This window comes from Prauserella muralis, assembly GCF_003202285.1.
Lineage (GTDB): Bacteria > Actinomycetota > Actinomycetes > Mycobacteriales > Pseudonocardiaceae > Prauserella_B > Prauserella_B muralis.
Map to the genome: position 1 here is coordinate 1470787 of NZ_MASW01000002.1, position 17282 is coordinate 1488068.

Here is a 17282-nt window from a genome sequence, read left to right on the forward strand (position 1 = left end):
ATGGTGACGACCGACCGCGACGACACGGCGGCCCCCGCACTGCGGGGCTCCCTGCTGCGCTTCCGTGTGCTGGCCTACGCCACCGGCGTCGCGCTGCTGGGGCTGACGCTGGCGCTGGTGCTCAAGTACGCGGCCGACTCGCCCGGGATGATGAGCTGGATCGGCGTCACCCACGGCGCGCTGTACATGGTGTACCTCGTCGTCGCCGTCGACCTGGCGCTCAAGGCCCGCTGGTCGATGAAGGGGACCGTGCTGGTGCTGCTGGCCGGCACGATCCCCTTCCTCTCGTTCGTCGCCGAACGGAAGGTGACCCGGAAGGTCACCGCCGGCGAGAAGCTCTGACCGAGTAGGGCGGCACCGTGCAGCCGCGCAGCGTGTCCTCGTCGATCGAGGCCGGCCGGTAGCGCGCCTCGCGCAGCGTGGCGACCATCTCGCCGACCGGGTCCTGCCTGCTGTCGGCCCTGCCCGACAGGTACGCCCACTCGTGCTCGTCGGAGCCGAAGTAGACGACGGTGCCGAACACCTCGTGGAACCGCTGCCAGGCGGCGATCAGCGTGTCGTTGCGCCACAGCGTCGGGCAGCCCGCCTGGCAGGCGACGACGCCACCCGGGGTCAGGACCTCGGAGCACCGGCGCAGGAACTCCTCGCCGTACAGCCGGTTGTGCTGGGCCTCGGGGTCGAAGTTCTCGTCCGGCAGGTCGATCACCACCACGTCGTAGCGCTGCGTGGTGGAGGCGAGGAACTGCCAGCCGTCCTGGTAGTGCACGCGCACGGGGCCGTCGCCGCGTTCGGCGGCCGCCAGCTCCTCGGGTGAGTAGCCGTAGGGCAGGTGCTCCGCGCACAGCCGCACCGTCTGGTGGTCGATGTCGACGTGGTCGACCACCGTCGCGCCCTCCGCGATGGCGAGCTGGCTGGCCACCCCTTCGCTCGAGCCGATCACCAGCACGCTGTCGACGCTGTCGGCCAGCAGCATCGGCGGCACCATCAGCGCCTCGTGGTAGACGAGCTGGCTGGCCTCGGTGCTCTGCCGCTCGTCGTCACAGAACAGGGAGATGCCCTGCGCCGTGCGCGCCACCACCACGTGCTGGAAGTCGGTGCGTGTGTCGAGGATGGTCTCGGACAGGTCCCAGACGCGGGTGAGGCCGGGACCGAGTGGTTCGACGATCTGCTTGGACATTCACTTCCCCGCACCGGCGGGCTGCCGCCCGCGCTGAACGACGGACATGGTCACGGAGTCGGTGCCGAGCGCGTCGGCGAGCAGGTGCACGGCCTGCTGGGGGTCGGCCCGCTCGCCACAGGTGAAAACGTCGACGAAGGTCGTGCCGAGCTCGGGATAGGTATGGATGGACGCATGCGACTCGGCCAGCATCGCCAGCACGGTCACTCCCTGCGGTTCGAACTGGTGGGCGATCACGTCGCACACCGTCGCGCCTGCCGCGGTCAAGGTGCTGGCCAGGGTGGCCCGCAGGAAATCCGCGTCATCGAGCAGGTTCGGATCGACCCCGTCCAGCTCGGCAAGGACGTGCCTGCCGGAGAACGCGCCGACCGGAACAAACTCACTCGGCACTGATCAGTCTCCCTCCAGAAATACAGTAGGTACGCAATGGTTCGATTCCGTTGAACGCCACCGACGAGTAGCTCGCCGTATAGGCCCCCGTCGAGAGGATGTCGAGCTGGTCGCCGGGTCGCAAGGACACCGGCAGCCGGTAGGTTCGCCGCTGGTAGAGCACGTCGTCACCATCGCACGTCGGCCCCGCCAAGATCACCGGCCCGGTGTCGCCGGAGTGGTCCCCGACAACCTCGAACCGGTAGGCGATCGCCTCGTTCTCCGTCTCGGCGAGCCCGTTGTAGCGGCCGATGTCCAGATATACCCACCGATACGGGTCGTCGGCCGCCTTGCGCGACACGAGCACGACCTCGGTACGGATCACCCCGGCCTCGGCGACGAGGGCCCTGCCGGGCTCGAGCACCAGTTCCGGCGCCGGGCCCGGAAAATGCGCCCGCAGGGCACCCGCGATGGCGTCGGCGTAGGCGTCGTCGGGCGGCGCCTGCTCGAGATAGCCGACGCCGATGCCGCCGCCGACGTTGAGCCTGCGCAGCGCGACCCCGCGCTCCGCGGCGGAGCCGAACACCTTGGCGGCCGAGCCGATGGCGATGTCCCAGGCCGTGAGGTCGAGTTGCTGGGATCCCACGTGGAAGCTGACGCCCACCGGGTCCAGCCCGAGGTCGGCCGCCCGCACCAGCAGCGCGGCCGCCTCGTCCGCCGCGACGCCGAACTTGCGGCCGAACGGCGTCACCGACGCGGGCGCCTCGATGAGCAGCCGGGCCGACACCTGCGCGCCCGGCGCGTGCTCGGCGATGTTCTCGAGGTCGCTCGTGGCCTCGACCGTGAACTCCCGGACACCGGCGGCGTGCGCCATCGCGATGTCCGCGGGCTTCTTCACCGTGTTGCCGTAGGACAGCGTGCCGCCCGGTGCGCCGGCCGCGAGGCACGACCGGATCTCGGCCGGGCTGGCGACGTCGAACGCGGCGCCGTCCCGCGCGAGCGCCTCCAGCACCGCGGGTTCCGGGTTGGCCTTCACCGCGTACTGCAGGCGTGCGCCCGGGAAGGCGCGGGTGAGCGCCCGGTAGCGCTCCAGCACCGTGTCGACGTCGATCACCAGGCAGGGTGTCGGCGGGGTGTGCTCCGCGAGGAACGCGCGGAGCCGCTCAAGGGTGGTACTCACTCCTGGCAGGGTCTCAGGTCACCGGGCAGGCGGGCACACGGACCTCCCGCACCGCGCGGGCCGGACGGCCTGGGCACGGCGATGTGGGTCCGCAGAATTCGGAATAATCGTGGTGACCGACCACGGCGATTATTCTCCGAAATGGCGTTGTGAAACAGTCGAGGCGCGTCGGCGCCATTTCGCACGATTTTCCGGAAATGGCGTGCCTGAACGCGACAAGATGTGGCGCTCGACGTTTCCCGGGGCCGGCCGGAGCCGCCAGGGAGCTGCCGGGCCGGCGCGGGTGGCGGACGTGCGGCATGGCTCCCTCCGGCGGGGTGTGGGTGCGGGGCGTGTGGTGCGGAAAGCACAGGGTAGTGGCGGTTCCTGGCGAAAGATGGCCGGGGTGGGCCCGGTGGTGGGCAACCGGGGTGCAGCCGGTGCCGGCCGGGAGTTTCACACGGCTTGGTGCGTCCCGACGTGGCGTTCCGTCATGCGGCGTGCTTCGTGCCGTGCCAATGGGTGAGAGTTTTCCCGGTAATCCCCGTTCCAGTATTACCCAGGGTGGCCTTGTGCGGAGAGTGTTCCGGGTGCCGATTCGGCTACGCTGGGTCGCACCCGATGTCACGCGTTGGTGAAGATGCGCAGGCCAGCGCCCGAAACTGACCAGTAGGTCACTGTGACGTCCGTGACGGTGAAGCCACATGATCGTGCACACTTTGGTGGCGTCACTCCACCGAGGGAGCACGTCGCCTCCGCCGTTCGGGGGTCGGCGAGCGCACCGGTTGGGCTGTGTGGGTGACGCTTGATGCCCACCTGCTGATGAATACAGTAACGGGAATGGCGGTGAACCGTCCCGGCCGAGCGAAAGGGCGCCTCCACGGGCGACCCGAATGGGTATTTGCCCTGGTCACGGGGCACGGGCTGAGCGCATTTGCCGAGTACCCGATTGGTGTACGCTTTCTGGCACCCCGACCGAATGTCAATTTGGGTGCCGGCCCGCGGCGCATGCGCTGCGGATCGCGTGCTGCGGAGCGCGGCGCCCCCGGGGGTTGACGACGCGGTCGGCAGCGCAGGCGACACGACGGCAGGGCACGGGCCCGACACCAGCGAGGATGAGGACGGAGTACATGCGGCACACAACTGAGCACGCAGAGTCACTGGTCATGCGTCCTCGGAACTGGTAGGCCGGAGCACCCCATGAGCCGTCGGAACACAGCGAGCGAGCCGGAGGAGGCGTCACCTTCGTGACCGTTGCAGGAGAAGGCCAAGTGCCTGTGGGCAAGCTCCTCGGCCGGCAGAGCCCGAAGCCGCCGCGGTGGCGAGCCCTGACGCGGTGGCGCGACTGGAGCCTCCCGGTCAAGCTCGGTGCCGTCACGCTCATCCCGATCGTCATCGCGCTCGTGCTGGGCGGGCTCACGTTCAGCAACCAGCTGGAGCGCTCCGACCGCTACGACCGCGTCGACCAGCTCGCGCGGCTCGGCGCGGCCACGGGGACGCTGCTCGACGGGTTGCAGCGCGAGCGCACCCGCACCGCCGAGGCGCTCACCGCGGGCTCGGGCGCGAACTCCCCGGAGCTGCGGCAGGTCCGCGGCGAGGTGGATCGCGCGATCGCTCCCACGCGGTCCGCGCTCGACGCGGCCGCCGAGGCCGACGGCGGGCTCGCCGCCCCGCGCGCCGCCGTCACCGAGCAGCTGGGCAAGCTCACCGACCTGCGCCAGCGGATCCAGGCCGGCCAGGTCGGCACCGTGGACGCGCTCAACGAGTACTCGGCCATCACCTCGGCACTGCTCGATCTCGACACCGCGCTCGTGGCCGGCATCGGCGACGACGCCATCGGCGGCACCCCCAACGCGCTGCACAACCTGCTCGTCGCCAAGGACGAGGTCTCGGTGCAGCAGGCGCTCATCGACTACGGCATCGCCAGGGGCGGGCTCGCGCCGAGCGAGTTCAACCAGCTGCGCACCTCCGAGGTGCGCTTCACCGACCGCATCGCCGACTTCCGCACCGCCGCGACCGCGGCCCAGCGTCAGGACTTCGACGCCGCCGTGCGCGGTGAGGCCTTCGACGAGCGCGACCGCGTCGTCGAGCGGGTGCTCGCGGGCCAGGACTCCGGCAACAGCGACGCCTTCTCCTCGGCGGGCGCGGCGCAGTGGCGCGATGCCTCCGGCACCGTGTTCAACGGTCTCGGCCAGGTGAGCGGGCGCCTCGCGACCCAGCTGACCTCCACCGCGACGGACCTGGCCGGCGGAGCGAGCGCGAACCTCGGCGTGCTCGCCGTGGTGCTGGTGCTGGCGCTCGCACTTGCCGTGCTCGTGGTCTTCCTCATCACCCGCCAGCTGCTGCGCTCGCTCAGGCAGCTGCGGTCGAGCGCGCTGGACGTGGCGCACAGGGAGCTGCCCGAGGCGGTGCGCACGATCCAGGAGGGGCGGTCGCAGAGCACCGAGATCACACCGGTGCCCGTGCGGACCGACGACGAGATCGGCGAGGTGGCCAGGGCCTTCGACGCCGTGCACTCCGAGGCTCTGCGGCTGGCCGCCGAGCAGGCCGGGATGCGCACCGGCTACGCGAGCGTCTTCGTCAACCTCTCGCGGCGCAGCCAGAGCCTCGTACAGCGGCAGTTGCAGCTGATCGAGCGGCTCGAGCGGGACGAGGAGGACGCCGACCAGCTGGCCATCCTGTTCCAGCTCGACCACCTGGCCACCCGCATGCGGCGCAACAACGAGAACCTGATGGTGCTCTCCGGCGCGGAGCCGGGCCGCCGCTCCGGCCAGCCGGTCACCGTCACCGACGTCCTGCGCGCCGCCGTGTCGGAGATCGAGCAGTACCAGCGCGTTGTCGTGCGCACCCCGCCGCCCGCCAGGGTCGTCGGCTACGCCGCGGGCGACCTGGTGCGGCTGGTGGCGGAGCTGCTGGACAACGCCACCGCCTTCTCCGCGCCGGAGACCCAGGTGACGGTCGCTACCCGGCGGATGGACGACGGCTCGCTGTCCATCGACATCCTCGACAAGGGCATCGGCATGAACGAGGCCGAGGTCGCCGAAGCCAACACGCGGCTCACCGAGGCCGGTTCCGTCGACCTCGCCACGTCGCGGCGGATGGGCCTGTTCGTGGTGGGCAGGCTCGCCGGACGGCACGGCTTCGGTGTCGCGCTGCACGGCGGCAAGGACATCGTCGGCGTGCGGGCCACCGTCTCGGTGCCCGCCGAGCTGGTGATGGGCCAGGAGCAGGGCGCGCAGCCCCCCGGCGCCACCACGATGACCCAGCCGCCCGCGCTGCCGCAGCACCCCGAGCCGCAGTCCGCCGCGCCCGCGCGGCAGGCCCCGGCGCAGGGACCCGGCGCGCTGCCGCGCAGGAAGCCGAACGGCGCGAGCCGCAGCGGCGTCCTGCCCGGCGCTGCCGCGTCCGGGCAGCAGCCGCCGCCTCCGCCCACCGACAACGAGGTGTCGGGCACGGCCCTGTTCACCCCGATCGGCAGGGAGAAGCAGGACCAGCAGCGCACGCCGCCTCCCGTCGTCCAGCCTCCGGCCCGCCCGGCGGAGCAGTCCCCGGCGGCGCCGGAGGAGTCCCGGCGCAACGGCGCCGTCGTGCCCGCCGCGGGCACGGCCGGGCAGCAGGACCCGCCGGCCGCCGACGAGAGCGAGGCCACCGAATCCATGGCGTCGCCGCCCGCGCCACGGCGCGGGCAGCCCGAGGCGGGGTCCACGACGCAGCCCGAGTCCAAGCCCGAGACACAGGCCGGAGCGCGCTCCGAGCCCGGCACCGAGGAAGGGCTCAGCGGCAGGGACCTCTTCGAGGCACAGAGCACCACGGTGAGCGACTGGTGGAGCGCTGCGACCACGGAGAGCGATGCCCAGCGCAGGGCCCAGCGGATCGCGGAGTCGACGACGGAGACGACACCGATCTTCGACGAGATGCTCTCCGCGTGGTTCCGCAGCGTCACCGAGTCGGCGAACGAGAAGTCCGCCGACAAGAGCGACTGGGACTTCGCCGCCGACGAGCGGTGGCGGACCGTGCAGGCCGTGTCGCAGCGGCAGGCGCCGTCGGACTACACACAGGCCGGGCTGCCCCGGCGGCGGCGCGGCGAGCAACTGCTGCCCGGCAGTGCCGTCCCCACCACCCCGCCCGCACCGGAGCAGGCCGCCGCACCCGCGCGCAAGGAGATCCCGCCGAGGGACCCCGCGGACGTGCGGGGCAGGCTCAGCAGCTTCCAGCAGGGCGTCAACCGGGGCCGCAGGCATCGCAAGCCCGAGCCCGACGCCGCCGGCGGAGCCGGGCAGGCCTCGGCACCGGCGGAGTCCGCGCAGGGCGCGCGGAGCAACCAGGCTTCAGGCCTGCCGCAACGGCAGCCGAAGAAGCAGGCGCAGACCGGGGAGTCCCGCGAGGGCGCCCCGGCCGACGCCGGCACCAGTGCCGGGGCAGGCGGCTCCGGCGGCGCACCCGCATCGGGCTGGGCGTTCTCGTCCGACGAGCGGTGGCGGACCGTGCAGGCGGTGTCGGAAGCGACACCGTCCAGCTACACGGCGGCGGGCCTGCCGAGGCGCCGCCGCGGGGAACAACTGCTCCCGGGCAGCGTGTCGGCACAGGGCTCGCCGGAGAGCCCGCCACGGCGGGAGCGGGATCCCGCCGACGTGCGGGGCAGGCTCAGCAGCTTCCAGCAGGGAATTCGCCGAGGCCGGCATCGGACCGCTCAGGCGACCGAGAGCAGTGATGAGAAAGTGGAGGGTGAATGACCGCGCCGGATCGGGCTCAGCCCCAGCAGAACCAGTTCGGATGGCTGGTGAACGACTTCGCGGAGCGCGTGCCGGGAGTGGCCCATGCGGTGGTCGTCTCCGCTGACGGCCTCCTGCTCACCGCGTCCAACCGGCTTCCGCTCGACAGGGCCGACCAGCTCGCCGCGGTGGCGTCCGGGCTCGTCAGCCTCACTCAGGGTGCCGCGCGCTGCTTCGAGGCCGGCGCGGTGAACGAGACGGTCGTGGAGATGGAACTCGGCATCATGGTGCTGATGTCCATCAGCGACGGCTCCTGCCTTGCGGTGCTGGCCGCGCCCAACTGCGACATCGGGCAGGTGGCCTACGAGATGACCATGCTCGTCGACCGCGTCGGGCAGATCCTGACCCCGGAGCTGCGGGCACAGCTGCAGGGCGCGAGCGGCCCGCTGGTCGGAGAGCCGGTGGGATGATCCGACGATGAGCTCGGGGCCCGAACACTCCGGCGACGAGGAGTTGAGTACGTTCGCGGACGTCCTCAACGGGTTCCCGCTGGGTTCTGGCCACGGCCGTCGCAAGGACAGCACCACCCCCGACGAGCCCGGTGAGCACGGTGACCGGGATGCACCCCCAGCTACCGAGGCATCCGGACAGGCCGGTGCGCCCGGCGAGACCGGGTACGCGCCCGGAGAGGAGCAGCTTGTGTCGGCCGAAGCCATTCCGTTGCACCCGGCGGAAGAGACCGGTTTCGTCCGTCCGTACGCCATCACGGGCGGGCGGACCAAGGCGAACTACGCACTGGAGCTCGAGACCTTGGTCTCCACTCGAGAGGCCGCCGTGATGGCGGTGCCCGACCAGATCGAGCACCAGCAGATCATGGAACAATGTCGGACCCCACACTCGGTCGCCGAGATCGCTGCTACCCTGCGTGTCCCGTTCGGCGTGGCACGAGTCTTGATCAGTGACGCGGCGGATGCCGGCTTGGTCACCGTGCACAGGACCATCACCGGCGATGAGGGTGCCGAAGCGCATTTGATGTTGATGGAAAGGGTTTTGAGTGGACTCCGTCGGCTTTAAGGCACCGCGCGAGACCGCGCCGAAGACGATGACGTCGGCCAAGATCGTTGTGGCCGGCGGTTTCGGAGCGGGCAAGACGACGTTCGTCGGATCGGTGTCGGAGATCGTGCCGCTGACCACCGAGGCGATGATGACCGACGCGAGTGCCGGCATCGACGATCTCGAGGCGACGCCCAACAAGGCGACGACGACGGTCGCCATGGACTTCGGCCGCGTCTCGCTCGACGACGATCTGATCCTGTACCTGTTCGGCACGCCGGGCCAGCAGCGGTTCTGGTTCATGTGGGACGACCTGGTACGCGGCGCGATCGGCGCCGTCGTCCTCGCCGACACGAGGCGGCTCGCCGACTCGTTCGCGCCGGTGGACTTCTTCGAGGACCGCGGCCTGCCCTACATCGTGGGTGTCAACACGTTCGACGGCGTGCTGCACCACGACCTGCAGGACGTGCGCGAGGCGCTGTCGATCGACTCGAGCATCCCCATCGTCCGCTGCGACGCCCGCGACCGGGAGTCCACCAAGCAGACGTTGATCACGCTCGTGGAGTACGCGATGCGGCAGTGGATCGCGATGCGCTCGGCAGGCTCGGCGAACCCCACCACCAGCGCCACCTGAATCGATCCGGCCCGGCTGAGGTCGCCATCACACCGACACTCGGTTTTAAAAAGGTAGGAAGTCCAAGTATTTTGGAGGTATGACCTCCTCCGAACTGCATCGGCCCGCGCACCCCGTTCGGTTCGTGACGGCCGCGAGCCTCTTCGACGGACACGACGCGTCGATCAACATCATGCGGCGCATCCTGCAGTCGCAGGGCGCCGAGGTGGTCCACCTCGGGCACAACCGCTCGGTGGACGAGGTCGTCACGGCCGCCATCTCGGAGGACGCGCAGGGCGTCGCCATCAGCGCCTACCAGGGCGGGCACGTCGAGTACTTCACCTACCTCGTGGATCTGCTGCGCGAGCGCGGCGCGGGGCACGTGAAGGTGTTCGGCGGCGGGGGCGGCGTGATCGTGCGCGAGGAGATCGAGCTGCTGCACTCGCGGGGTGTCGCGCGGATCTTCTCCCCGGACGACGGCCTGGAGATGGGCCTTCCCGGCATGATCAACTCGATGATCCGGGAGTGCGACGTCGACCTCGCCGCCGAGCCCGTCGGGTCGGTCGACCGCCTGCTCGCCGGGGATGTGCCCACGCTGGCCAGGACCCTCACCCGCCTCCAGCAGGAGGTGCTGCCGCAGGACTGGCTGGCCACGATCCGGGAGACCGCGCGGTCGCGGACCGTGCCCGTGCTGGGCATCACCGGCACCGGCGGCTCCGGCAAGTCGTCGCTCACCGACGAGCTCGTGCGCCGGTTCCGGATCGACCAGGAGGACAAGCTCCGCATCGCGGTGCTGGCTATCGACCCCACGCGGCGCAAGGGCGGTGGCGCGCTGCTCGGCGACCGGATCCGGATGAACAGCATCGACGGCGAGCGGGTGTTCTTCCGGTCGCTGGCCACCCGCACCGCCAGCGGCGAGATCCCCTCCGGGCTCGACGACGCCATACTGGCGTGCAAGGCCGCGGGCTTCGACCTCGTCATCGTCGAGACGCCGGGCATCGGCCAGGGCGACGCGGGCATCGTCGACCACGTCGATCACGCGCTGTACGTGATGACGCCGGAGTTCGGCGCCGCGTCGCAGCTGGAGAAGATCGACATGCTCGACTTCGCCGACGTGGTGGCGATCAACAAGTTCGAGCGGCGCGGTGCCGAGGACGCGCGCCGGGACGTGGCCCGTCAGCTCGTGCGCAACCGCGAGGAGTTCCACGCCTCGCCCGAGGACATGCCGGTGTTCGGCACCAGCGCGGCGAAGTTCAACGACGACGGCGTCACCGCCCTGTACGCGCACCTGCGCGACCTGCTGGCAGGCAGCGGGTTGTCGGTCTCGGCCGGGGTGCTGCCGCCGGTCGAGGGCAAGGTGTCGACCGACCTGAGCACGATCATCCCGGCCTCCCGCACGCGCTACCTGTCCGACATCGCCGAGACCGTGCGCGCCTACCACCGCAGGACCGCCGAGCAGGTGCGGGCCGTGCGCACGCGCGACCAGCTCGCCGCGGCGCGGGAGGCGCTGGCACAGGCGGGAGCCGACACCGCCGAGATCGACCGGCTCGTGGAGCGCGCGCAGTCCGATGTGGACGACGCGACGACGCGGCTGCTGGAGCGGTACGCGGAGCTGGCCGAGGCCTACCGGGGCGAGGAACTGGTGTTCATGGTGCGCGACAAGGAGCTGCGCACCCAGCTGTGGCGCGAGACGCTGTCCGGCAACCGCGTGCCGAGGGTGGCGCTGCCGCGCTACACCGACGACGGCGAGCTGGTGTCGTTCCTGCGCCGGGAGAACCTGCCGGGCTACTTCCCGTACACCGCGGGGGTCTTCCCGTTCAAGCGGGAGGGTGAGGACCCGGCCCGGATGTTCGCCGGGGAGGGCGACGCGTTCCGCACCAACCGGCGGTTCAAGTACCTGTCGTCCGACTCCGAGGCCAAGCGGCTGTCCACCGCCTTCGACTCGGTGACCCTCTACGGTTTCGACCCGGCGACCCGGCCGGACATCTACGGCAAGGTCGGCACCTCGGGAGTGTCCATCGCGACGCTGGAGGACATGAAGGCGCTCTACGACGGCTTCGACCTCACCGCGCCCACCACGTCGGTGTCGATGACCATCAACGGCCCGGCGCCGACGATCCTGGCGTTTTTCCTCAACACCGCCATCGACCAGCGGATGGACGCCTTCCGCGCCGAGCACGGCCGGGAGCCGAGCGCGGAGGAGGCCGCCGGGATCCGCGCGTGGACACTGCGCCAGGTGCGGGGCACGGTGCAGGCCGACATCCTCAAGGAGGACCAGGGTCAGAACACCTGCATCTTCTCCACCGAGTTCAGCCTGCGCATGATGGCCGACATCCAGGAGTGGTTCATCGAGCACGAGGTGCGCAACTTCTACTCGGTGTCGATCTCCGGCTACCACATCGCCGAGGCGGGCGCGAACCCGATCTCGCAGCTGGCCTTCACGCTGGCCAACGGTTTCACCTACGTGGAGTCCTACCTGGCGCGGGGCATGGACATCGACGACTTCGCGCCGAACCTGTCCTTCTTCTTCTCCAACGGCATGGACGCCGAGTACTCGGTGCTGGGCCGGGTCGCGCGGCGTATCTGGGCCGTCGCCATGAAGGAACGCTACGGTGCCAACGAGCGCTCGCAGAAGCTCAAGTACCACGTGCAGACCTCCGGCCGGTCCCTGCACGCGCAGGAGATGAGCTTCAACGACATCCGCACGACCCTGCAGGCGCTGTGCGCGCTGTACGACAACGCGAACTCGCTGCACACCAACGCCTACGACGAGGCCATCACGACGCCCACCGAGGCGTCCGTGCGACGGGCCATGGCGATCCAGATGATCATCAACAAGGAGTGGGGCCTGGCGAAGAACGAGAACCCGCTGCAGGGCTCGTTCATCATCGACGAGCTCACCGACCTGGTCGAGGAGGCGGTGCTCACCGAGTTCGACCGCATCGCCGAGCGCGGCGGCGTGCTGGGCGCGATGGAGACCGGCTACCAGCGTGGCAAGATCCAGGACGAGTCGATTCTCTACGAGCGGCTCAAGCACGACGGGTCGCTGCCGATCGTGGGCGTGAACACCTTCCGCAACCCGCACGCCGACGAGGAGGAGACCGAGGTCGAACTGGCCAGGGCCACCGAGGAGGAGAAGCAGTCGCAGCTGAGCAGGCTCGCCGACTTCCAGAGGCGGCACCACGACGAGGCCCAGCAGGCGCTCAAGGAGCTCCGGGAGGCCGCGGCCCGGGGGGACAACGTGTTCGGCGTTCTCATGGACGCCGCCCGCGTGTGCTCGCTGGGCCAGATCACCGAGGCGTTCTTCGAGGTCGGCGGCCAGTACCGGCGCAACGTCTGACCCGCACCCGGGTGATGTCGATCGGTGGGGGGCCGGGAACAATCCGCGGGGCCGTGCGGTTTGACGATCACATGAAGTTCGGTGTCTCGACGTTCGTGACCGATGAGGGCATCCGGCCGGACACGCTGGCCACGGCGCTGGAGGACCGCGGGTTCGACTCGCTGTTCCTCGCCGAGCACTCGCACATTCCCGTCAGCCTGGAGACGCCGTATCCGGGCGGGGGCGAGATGCCGCGCGTCTACTACCGCACGCTCGACCCGTTCGTCGCCCTGACGGCGGCCGCCGCGGGCTCGCGGAACCTGCTGCTCGGCACCGGGGTCGCCCTGCTCGTCCAGCGCGACCTGTTCCACACCGCGAAGGAGGTCGCCAGCCTCGACCTGCTCTCCGGCGGGCGTTTCGTGTTCGGCGTCGGTGTCGGCTGGAACCGCGAGGAGATGCGCGACCACGGCACCGACCCGGCCACGCGCGGCGCGCTGCTCAACGAGCAGCTGCGGGCGCTGAAGACGATCTGGGCCGAGGACGAGGCGGAGTTCCACGGCAAGCACGTCGACTTCGACCCGGTCTACTCGTGGCCCAAGCCCGTGCAGCGGCCCCACCCGCCCGTCTACATCGGCGGGGAGAGCCCCGCGGCACTGGCCCGGCTGGCCGAGCACGGCGACGGCTGGCTGCCGCGGCCGAACGCGCAGCCCGACGAGATCCGGCGCGTGCGCGCCTGGCTCGCCGAGCAGGGCAGGCCGGACATGCCGGTGACGGTCTTCGGCGCGGGCCGCGACGAGGCCAGGATCGCGGGCTGGGCGGAGGCAGGCGTGGAGCGGGTGACGTTCCTGCTCGGCACCCGGCCGGAGAGCGAGACGCTGCGCAGGCTCGACGAGCTTGCCGTGCTCGCCGAGCGGCACGCGGGGTAGGTTGGCCGCGGACGGACGACGGCGCGCAGAAGGGGTGGAGAACAGACGTGGCTGAGGTGCAGATCGGTGTCGCGGCGGCATTGGAGCAGTTCTCGCCGAGGGAGTCCATCCGGCTGGCGGCGCTGGCCGAGCGGCACGGCTTCTCCGGCCAGATGGCGGCGGACCACTTCCAGCCCTGGGTGCCCGCACAGGGCGAGGCCTCGTTCGTGTGGAGCGTGCTCGCCTCGCTGGCGGAGAACACCACCGGCGACCTCGGGCCCGGGGTGACCTGCCCGTCGTTCCGGCAGCACCCGGCGATGGTGGCGCAGGCGGCCGCGACGCTGGAGGCCACCTATCCCGGCCGGACGTGGCTGGGCATCGGCTCCGGCGAGGCGCTCAACGAGCACATCATCGGCGGCTACTGGCCCGAGGCGCCCGAGCGGGTGCGCCGCATGTTCGAGGCACTGGAGATCATTCGGAAGCTGTTCAGCGGCAAGGACGTCAAGCACAGCGGCGAGTTCTTCAAGCTGCACACGACCCGGCTGTGGACGTTGCCGGACGCGCCGCCGCCGGTCTACATCGCCTCGGCGGGGCCCTACACCTCCCGCAAGACCGGCGAGCTGGCCGACGGGCTCATCACGCCCGGTGCGTCGCTGTCCAAGCTGGGCGGCATCCTCGACAACTTCGCCCAGGGCGCCCGCAAGGCGGGCAAGGACCCGGACGCCATGCCGAAGCTGCTGCAGGTGCACCTGTCGTGGGCGCCGACCGACGAAGAGGCGTGGACCAACGCCATGGAGCAGTGGCCCAACGGCGGCATGAAATTTCCCAAGGCCGACATCCGCTCGCCGTTCGACTTCGAGCAGATGGCCAAGCTGGTGCGCCGGGAGGACTTCGAGGGCCGCATGGTCGTCTCGTCCGACCCGGACGTGCACCGCGCGGCCCTGCAGCGCTACGTCGACGCGGGCTTCACCCGGATCTACGTGCACAACGTGGGCCGCAACCAGGACGAGTGGCTGGAGGTCTTCGGCCGCGAGGTGCTGCCGAAGCTCACGGCCTGAGCGGCTGCCGCCTCACTTGTCCAGCAGCAGGTGCACGGAGAGCTCGAGGCGGTTGGCGACGTCGGCCGCCGAGGCTCGCCGGGTGACCCACGCCACCAGGTTGGCCATCCACACGTCGGCGATGACATGGAAGACGTCGCGGTCGTGCTCGGTGGGGTTCTCGATGCCCATGGCGCGGGCGAACATGTTCTCCATGTGCCTGCCGACGAGCTCCACCTCGGCCGCCGCCGTGGTGTCGGCGAACATGAAGGCCCGCACCATGGCCTCGGTCAGGTGCGGGTCGCGCTGCATCAGCCGGGTGTTGCGGCCGAGCACGAACAGCAGCCGTTCGGTGGGGGTGTCCCCGGGGATGGAGCCGCGCTCCAGCTTGTCCTGCGCCTGCTCGAACTCCCGCGCCAGCCCGGACACGAGCAGGTGGATCTTCGAGGGGAAGTAGCGGTAGAGGGTGCCGAGGGCGACGTCGGCACGTTCGGCGACCGCGCGCATCTGGACGGCGTCGTAGCCGCCCTTCGAGGCGAGCGCGAGTGTCGCGTCGAGGATGCGCTTGCGCCGGTCACGCTGGGCCGCCGAGCCCAGCTCCTCGCCGCCGATCGCGCTCAGGGCGCCCCGGCCCTTGGCGGGGGCCTGCGCCTTGGGCTTGCTTGCCATGCGGTCTCCTGATCGGGGAACCTGTTTCATTTCGCTTGCTCAGCGTACCCAACAACAGGCCTCGATCACCGCTCGGGTGATCTGTCAAAAACTGAAACACGTTCTATACTCGCCGCGTGGACATCGCGTTGACCGACGAGCAACGGGCCCTGGCCGGCTCGATCAGGGACTGGGCCGCCGCGGGCGGCGACGCCCAGGAGCTGGCCGCGATCGGGCTGCTTGCCGTGGCCCTGCCGGAGGACGCAGGCGGCGCGGGTGGCACCGTCGCCGACCTCGCCGCGGGTGTGGGCGAGGCCGCCGCCGCGCTGGCCTCCGGGCCGCTGTTCGGCAGCCTGCTCGCCGGGCTCACCCTGACCCGCGCCGGCGACTCGCCGGTGGCCAAGGAACTGCTGCCCGCGCTGGCCGAGGGCACCGCCCAGGCGGCCGTCGCGCTCGACGCGGGGTCACTCGTCGCCCGGCGCACCGCCGACGGCGGCCTGGTGGTCACCGGACGCACCGGGCCCGTGCCCGACGCCGCGGCCGCCGCGCACCTGCTGCTCGCGGCCCGCCTCGACGGCGAGCCGGTGTGGTTCGCCCTGCCGCCCGGCGCGGTGCCCGTCGAGCCCGTGGATCCCGCCGGGACTCTCGACCCCTCCCGCCCGCTCGGCCACGCCGAGGCGACCGGCGTGACCGTCCCGCCGGAGGCCGTACTGGGCGCCGCCGCCGTCCCCGAGCTGGCCGCGACACTCGCCGCCGCCGAGGCCGCCGGCGTCGCCGCGTGGTGCGTGCGCACGGCCTCCGGCTACGCGAAGGTCCGCGAGCAGTTCGGCGCCCCCATCGGCTCGTTCCAGGCCGTCAAGCACCTGTGCGCCGAGATGCTGTGCCGGGCCGAGACCGCGGCCGCCCTGGCGTGGGACGCCGCCCGCGCCGCCGACGAGGACCCGCGCCAGCACGTGCTCGCCGCCGCGGTCGCCGCCGCCGGGGCCCTCGACGCCGCGGTGGGCAACGCCAAGGACTGCATCCAGGTGCTCGGCGGCATCGGCTTCACCTGGGAGCACGACGCGCACCGCTACCTGCGGCGCGCACTCGCGTTGCGGCAGCTGCTCGGCGGGACGGCCCGCTGGCGGCGCACGGTGGGGGAGCTGACGATGGCCGGCGCACGCCGCCAGCTCGACGTCGACCTCACCGGCTACGGCGACGCCGAGCACGTCGCGCAGGCGCGGCGTGTCGCCACCGAACTGGCGGCGCTCGATCCGCACCGGCAGCGGCTGCGGCTGGCCGAGACCGGCTACCTCGTGCCGCACTGGCCGCCGCCGCACGGGCTGGGCGCGTCCCCGGCCCGGCAGCTGGTCATCGACGCCGAGCTGCGCCGCGCGGGCGTGCGCAGGCCGGACCTCGTGATCGGCGCGTGGGCCGTCCCGACGATCCTGGAGCACGGCTCCGCCGAGCAGCGCGAGCGTTTCGTCGGGCCCACCCTGCGGGGCGAGCTCACCTGGTGTCAGCTGTTCAGCGAGCCCGGCGCCGGATCGGACCTGGCGTCGCTGCGCACCCGCGCCGAGCGGGCGCCCGGCGGCTGGCGGCTGTCCGGCCAGAAGGTGTGGACGTCGCTCGCCCACGAGGCCGACTGGGCGATCTGCCTGGCCCGCACGGACCCGGACGCACCCAAGCACCAGGGCATCACCTACTTCCTCGTCGACATGCGCTCCGAGGGCATCGACATCCGGCCGCTGCGCGAGATCACCGGCGAGACGCGGTTCAACGAGGTCTTTCTCGACGGGGTGTTCGTGCCCGACGCCGACGTGGTCGGTGAAGTCGATGGGGGCTGGCGGCTCGCGCGCACGACGCTGGCCAACGAGCGGGTCGCGCTCGGCGGCGGGTCGTCGGTGGGGGAGGCGGTGGAGGCGCTGGTCGGCGCCCATCCGGAGCTGGACGCCGACCTTCTGGGCGGCCTCGTGGTCCAGGGCTGCGCGCTGTCGGTGCTGGCGCTGCGGGACACGTTGCGCCGCCTGGAGGGGCAGGAGCCGGGCGCGGAGTCGAGCGTGCGCAAGCTGCTCGGCGTGCGGCACCGGCAGGAGGTCGCCGAAGTGGCACTCGACGTGCTCGGCCCGGCAGGCGCCGTCGCCGAGGGTGAGGCGGCCGCCGCGCAGCACGAGTTCCTGCTGAGCCGCTGCCTGAGCATCGCGGGTGGCACCACGCAGGTGCTGCTCAACGTCGTCGGCGAACGCCTGCTGGGCCTGCCCCGCTAGCGCCCGCCCCCAGCACGCGAGCCGAAGGGCACCGTGGGTGCCCA

The 17282-nt window shown here is 71.4% G+C and carries 13 protein-coding genes; 9 read left to right on the top strand and 4 right to left on the bottom strand.

Going from position 1 to position 17282, the window contains the following annotated elements; all coding sequences use genetic code 11:
- Nucleotides 1–342: a DUF3817 domain-containing protein gene (locus BAY60_RS18135; protein WP_112282077.1), complete on the top strand. Its 342-nt coding sequence runs from the start codon at nt 1–3 to the stop codon at nt 340–342.
- On the opposite strand, the gene BAY60_RS18140 is transcribed toward BAY60_RS18135, so the two are convergent.
- The 3 genes from BAY60_RS18140 to BAY60_RS18150 are packed head-to-tail and all read right to left on the bottom strand — an operon-like array spanning nt 320 to nt 2726.
- Complete coding sequence (locus tag BAY60_RS18140; RefSeq protein ID WP_112282078.1) at nt 320–1177, bottom strand: spermidine synthase; 858 nt, start codon at nt 1175–1177, stop codon at nt 320–322. The genes BAY60_RS18135 and BAY60_RS18140 overlap by 23 nt on opposite strands.
- The gene (gene speD, locus BAY60_RS18145) at nt 1178–1567 is read right to left on the bottom strand and encodes an adenosylmethionine decarboxylase (protein ID WP_112282079.1); all 390 of its coding nucleotides are present in this window, start codon (nt 1565–1567) and stop codon (nt 1178–1180) included.
- Nucleotides 1557–2726 carry a type III PLP-dependent enzyme gene (locus BAY60_RS18150; RefSeq protein WP_112282080.1) on the bottom strand — a complete coding sequence of 390 codons (1170 nt, stop codon included), beginning with the start codon at nt 2724–2726 and terminating at the stop codon, nt 1557–1559. The genes speD and BAY60_RS18150 overlap by 11 nt, the downstream gene beginning before the upstream one ends.
- A 1250-nt stretch (nt 2727–3976) precedes the next feature.
- Between BAY60_RS18150 and BAY60_RS18155 the strand changes: the two genes are divergently transcribed.
- The 7 genes from BAY60_RS18155 (at nt 3977) to BAY60_RS18185 (ending at nt 14365) form a co-directional block, all read left to right on the top strand.
- Nucleotides 3977–7438, top strand: a complete 3462-nt coding sequence (locus tag BAY60_RS18155) for a sensor histidine kinase (RefSeq protein ID WP_112282081.1) — start codon at nt 3977–3979, stop codon at nt 7436–7438.
- Nucleotides 7435–7887 (top strand): roadblock/LC7 domain-containing protein, encoded by a 453-nt coding sequence (locus BAY60_RS18160; RefSeq protein WP_112282082.1) that lies wholly within the window; start codon nt 7435–7437, stop codon nt 7885–7887. The genes BAY60_RS18155 and BAY60_RS18160 overlap by 4 nt, the downstream gene beginning before the upstream one ends.
- A gap of 7 nt (nt 7888–7894) precedes the next feature.
- Complete coding sequence (locus BAY60_RS37935; RefSeq protein WP_245992597.1) at nt 7895–8491, top strand: DUF742 domain-containing protein; 597 nt, start codon at nt 7895–7897, stop codon at nt 8489–8491.
- Entirely contained in the window at nt 8472–9104 is a 633-nt protein-coding gene (locus tag BAY60_RS18170) for a GTP-binding protein (RefSeq protein ID WP_170160444.1), read from the top strand. The genes BAY60_RS37935 and BAY60_RS18170 overlap by 20 nt, the downstream gene beginning before the upstream one ends.
- Nucleotides 9105–9183: 79 nt before the next feature.
- Nucleotides 9184–12423, top strand: a complete 3240-nt coding sequence (gene icmF / locus BAY60_RS18175) for a fused isobutyryl-CoA mutase/GTPase IcmF (protein ID WP_112282083.1) — start codon at nt 9184–9186, stop codon at nt 12421–12423.
- 71 nt (nt 12424–12494) lie between these two features.
- Nucleotides 12495–13328, top strand: a complete 834-nt coding sequence (locus BAY60_RS18180) for an LLM class F420-dependent oxidoreductase (protein WP_112282084.1) — start codon at nt 12495–12497, stop codon at nt 13326–13328.
- 47 nt (nt 13329–13375) lie between these two features.
- Nucleotides 13376–14365, top strand: a complete 990-nt coding sequence (locus BAY60_RS18185; RefSeq protein WP_112282085.1) for a TIGR03557 family F420-dependent LLM class oxidoreductase — start codon at nt 13376–13378, stop codon at nt 14363–14365.
- A gap of 12 nt (nt 14366–14377) precedes the next feature.
- Here the strand turns inward: BAY60_RS18185 and kstR are convergent, their stop codons facing one another.
- Nucleotides 14378–15013 carry a cholesterol catabolism transcriptional regulator KstR gene (gene kstR / locus BAY60_RS18190; RefSeq protein WP_112282086.1) on the bottom strand — a complete coding sequence of 212 codons (636 nt, stop codon included), beginning with the start codon at nt 15011–15013 and terminating at the stop codon, nt 14378–14380.
- Between the two features lie 116 nt (nt 15014–15129).
- On the opposite strand from kstR, the gene BAY60_RS18195 reads away from it, so the two are divergent.
- Nucleotides 15130–17238: an acyl-CoA dehydrogenase family protein gene (locus tag BAY60_RS18195; RefSeq protein WP_112282087.1), complete on the top strand. Its 2109-nt coding sequence runs from the start codon at nt 15130–15132 to the stop codon at nt 17236–17238.
- The last annotated feature ends 44 nt before the right edge of the window (nt 17239–17282 follow it).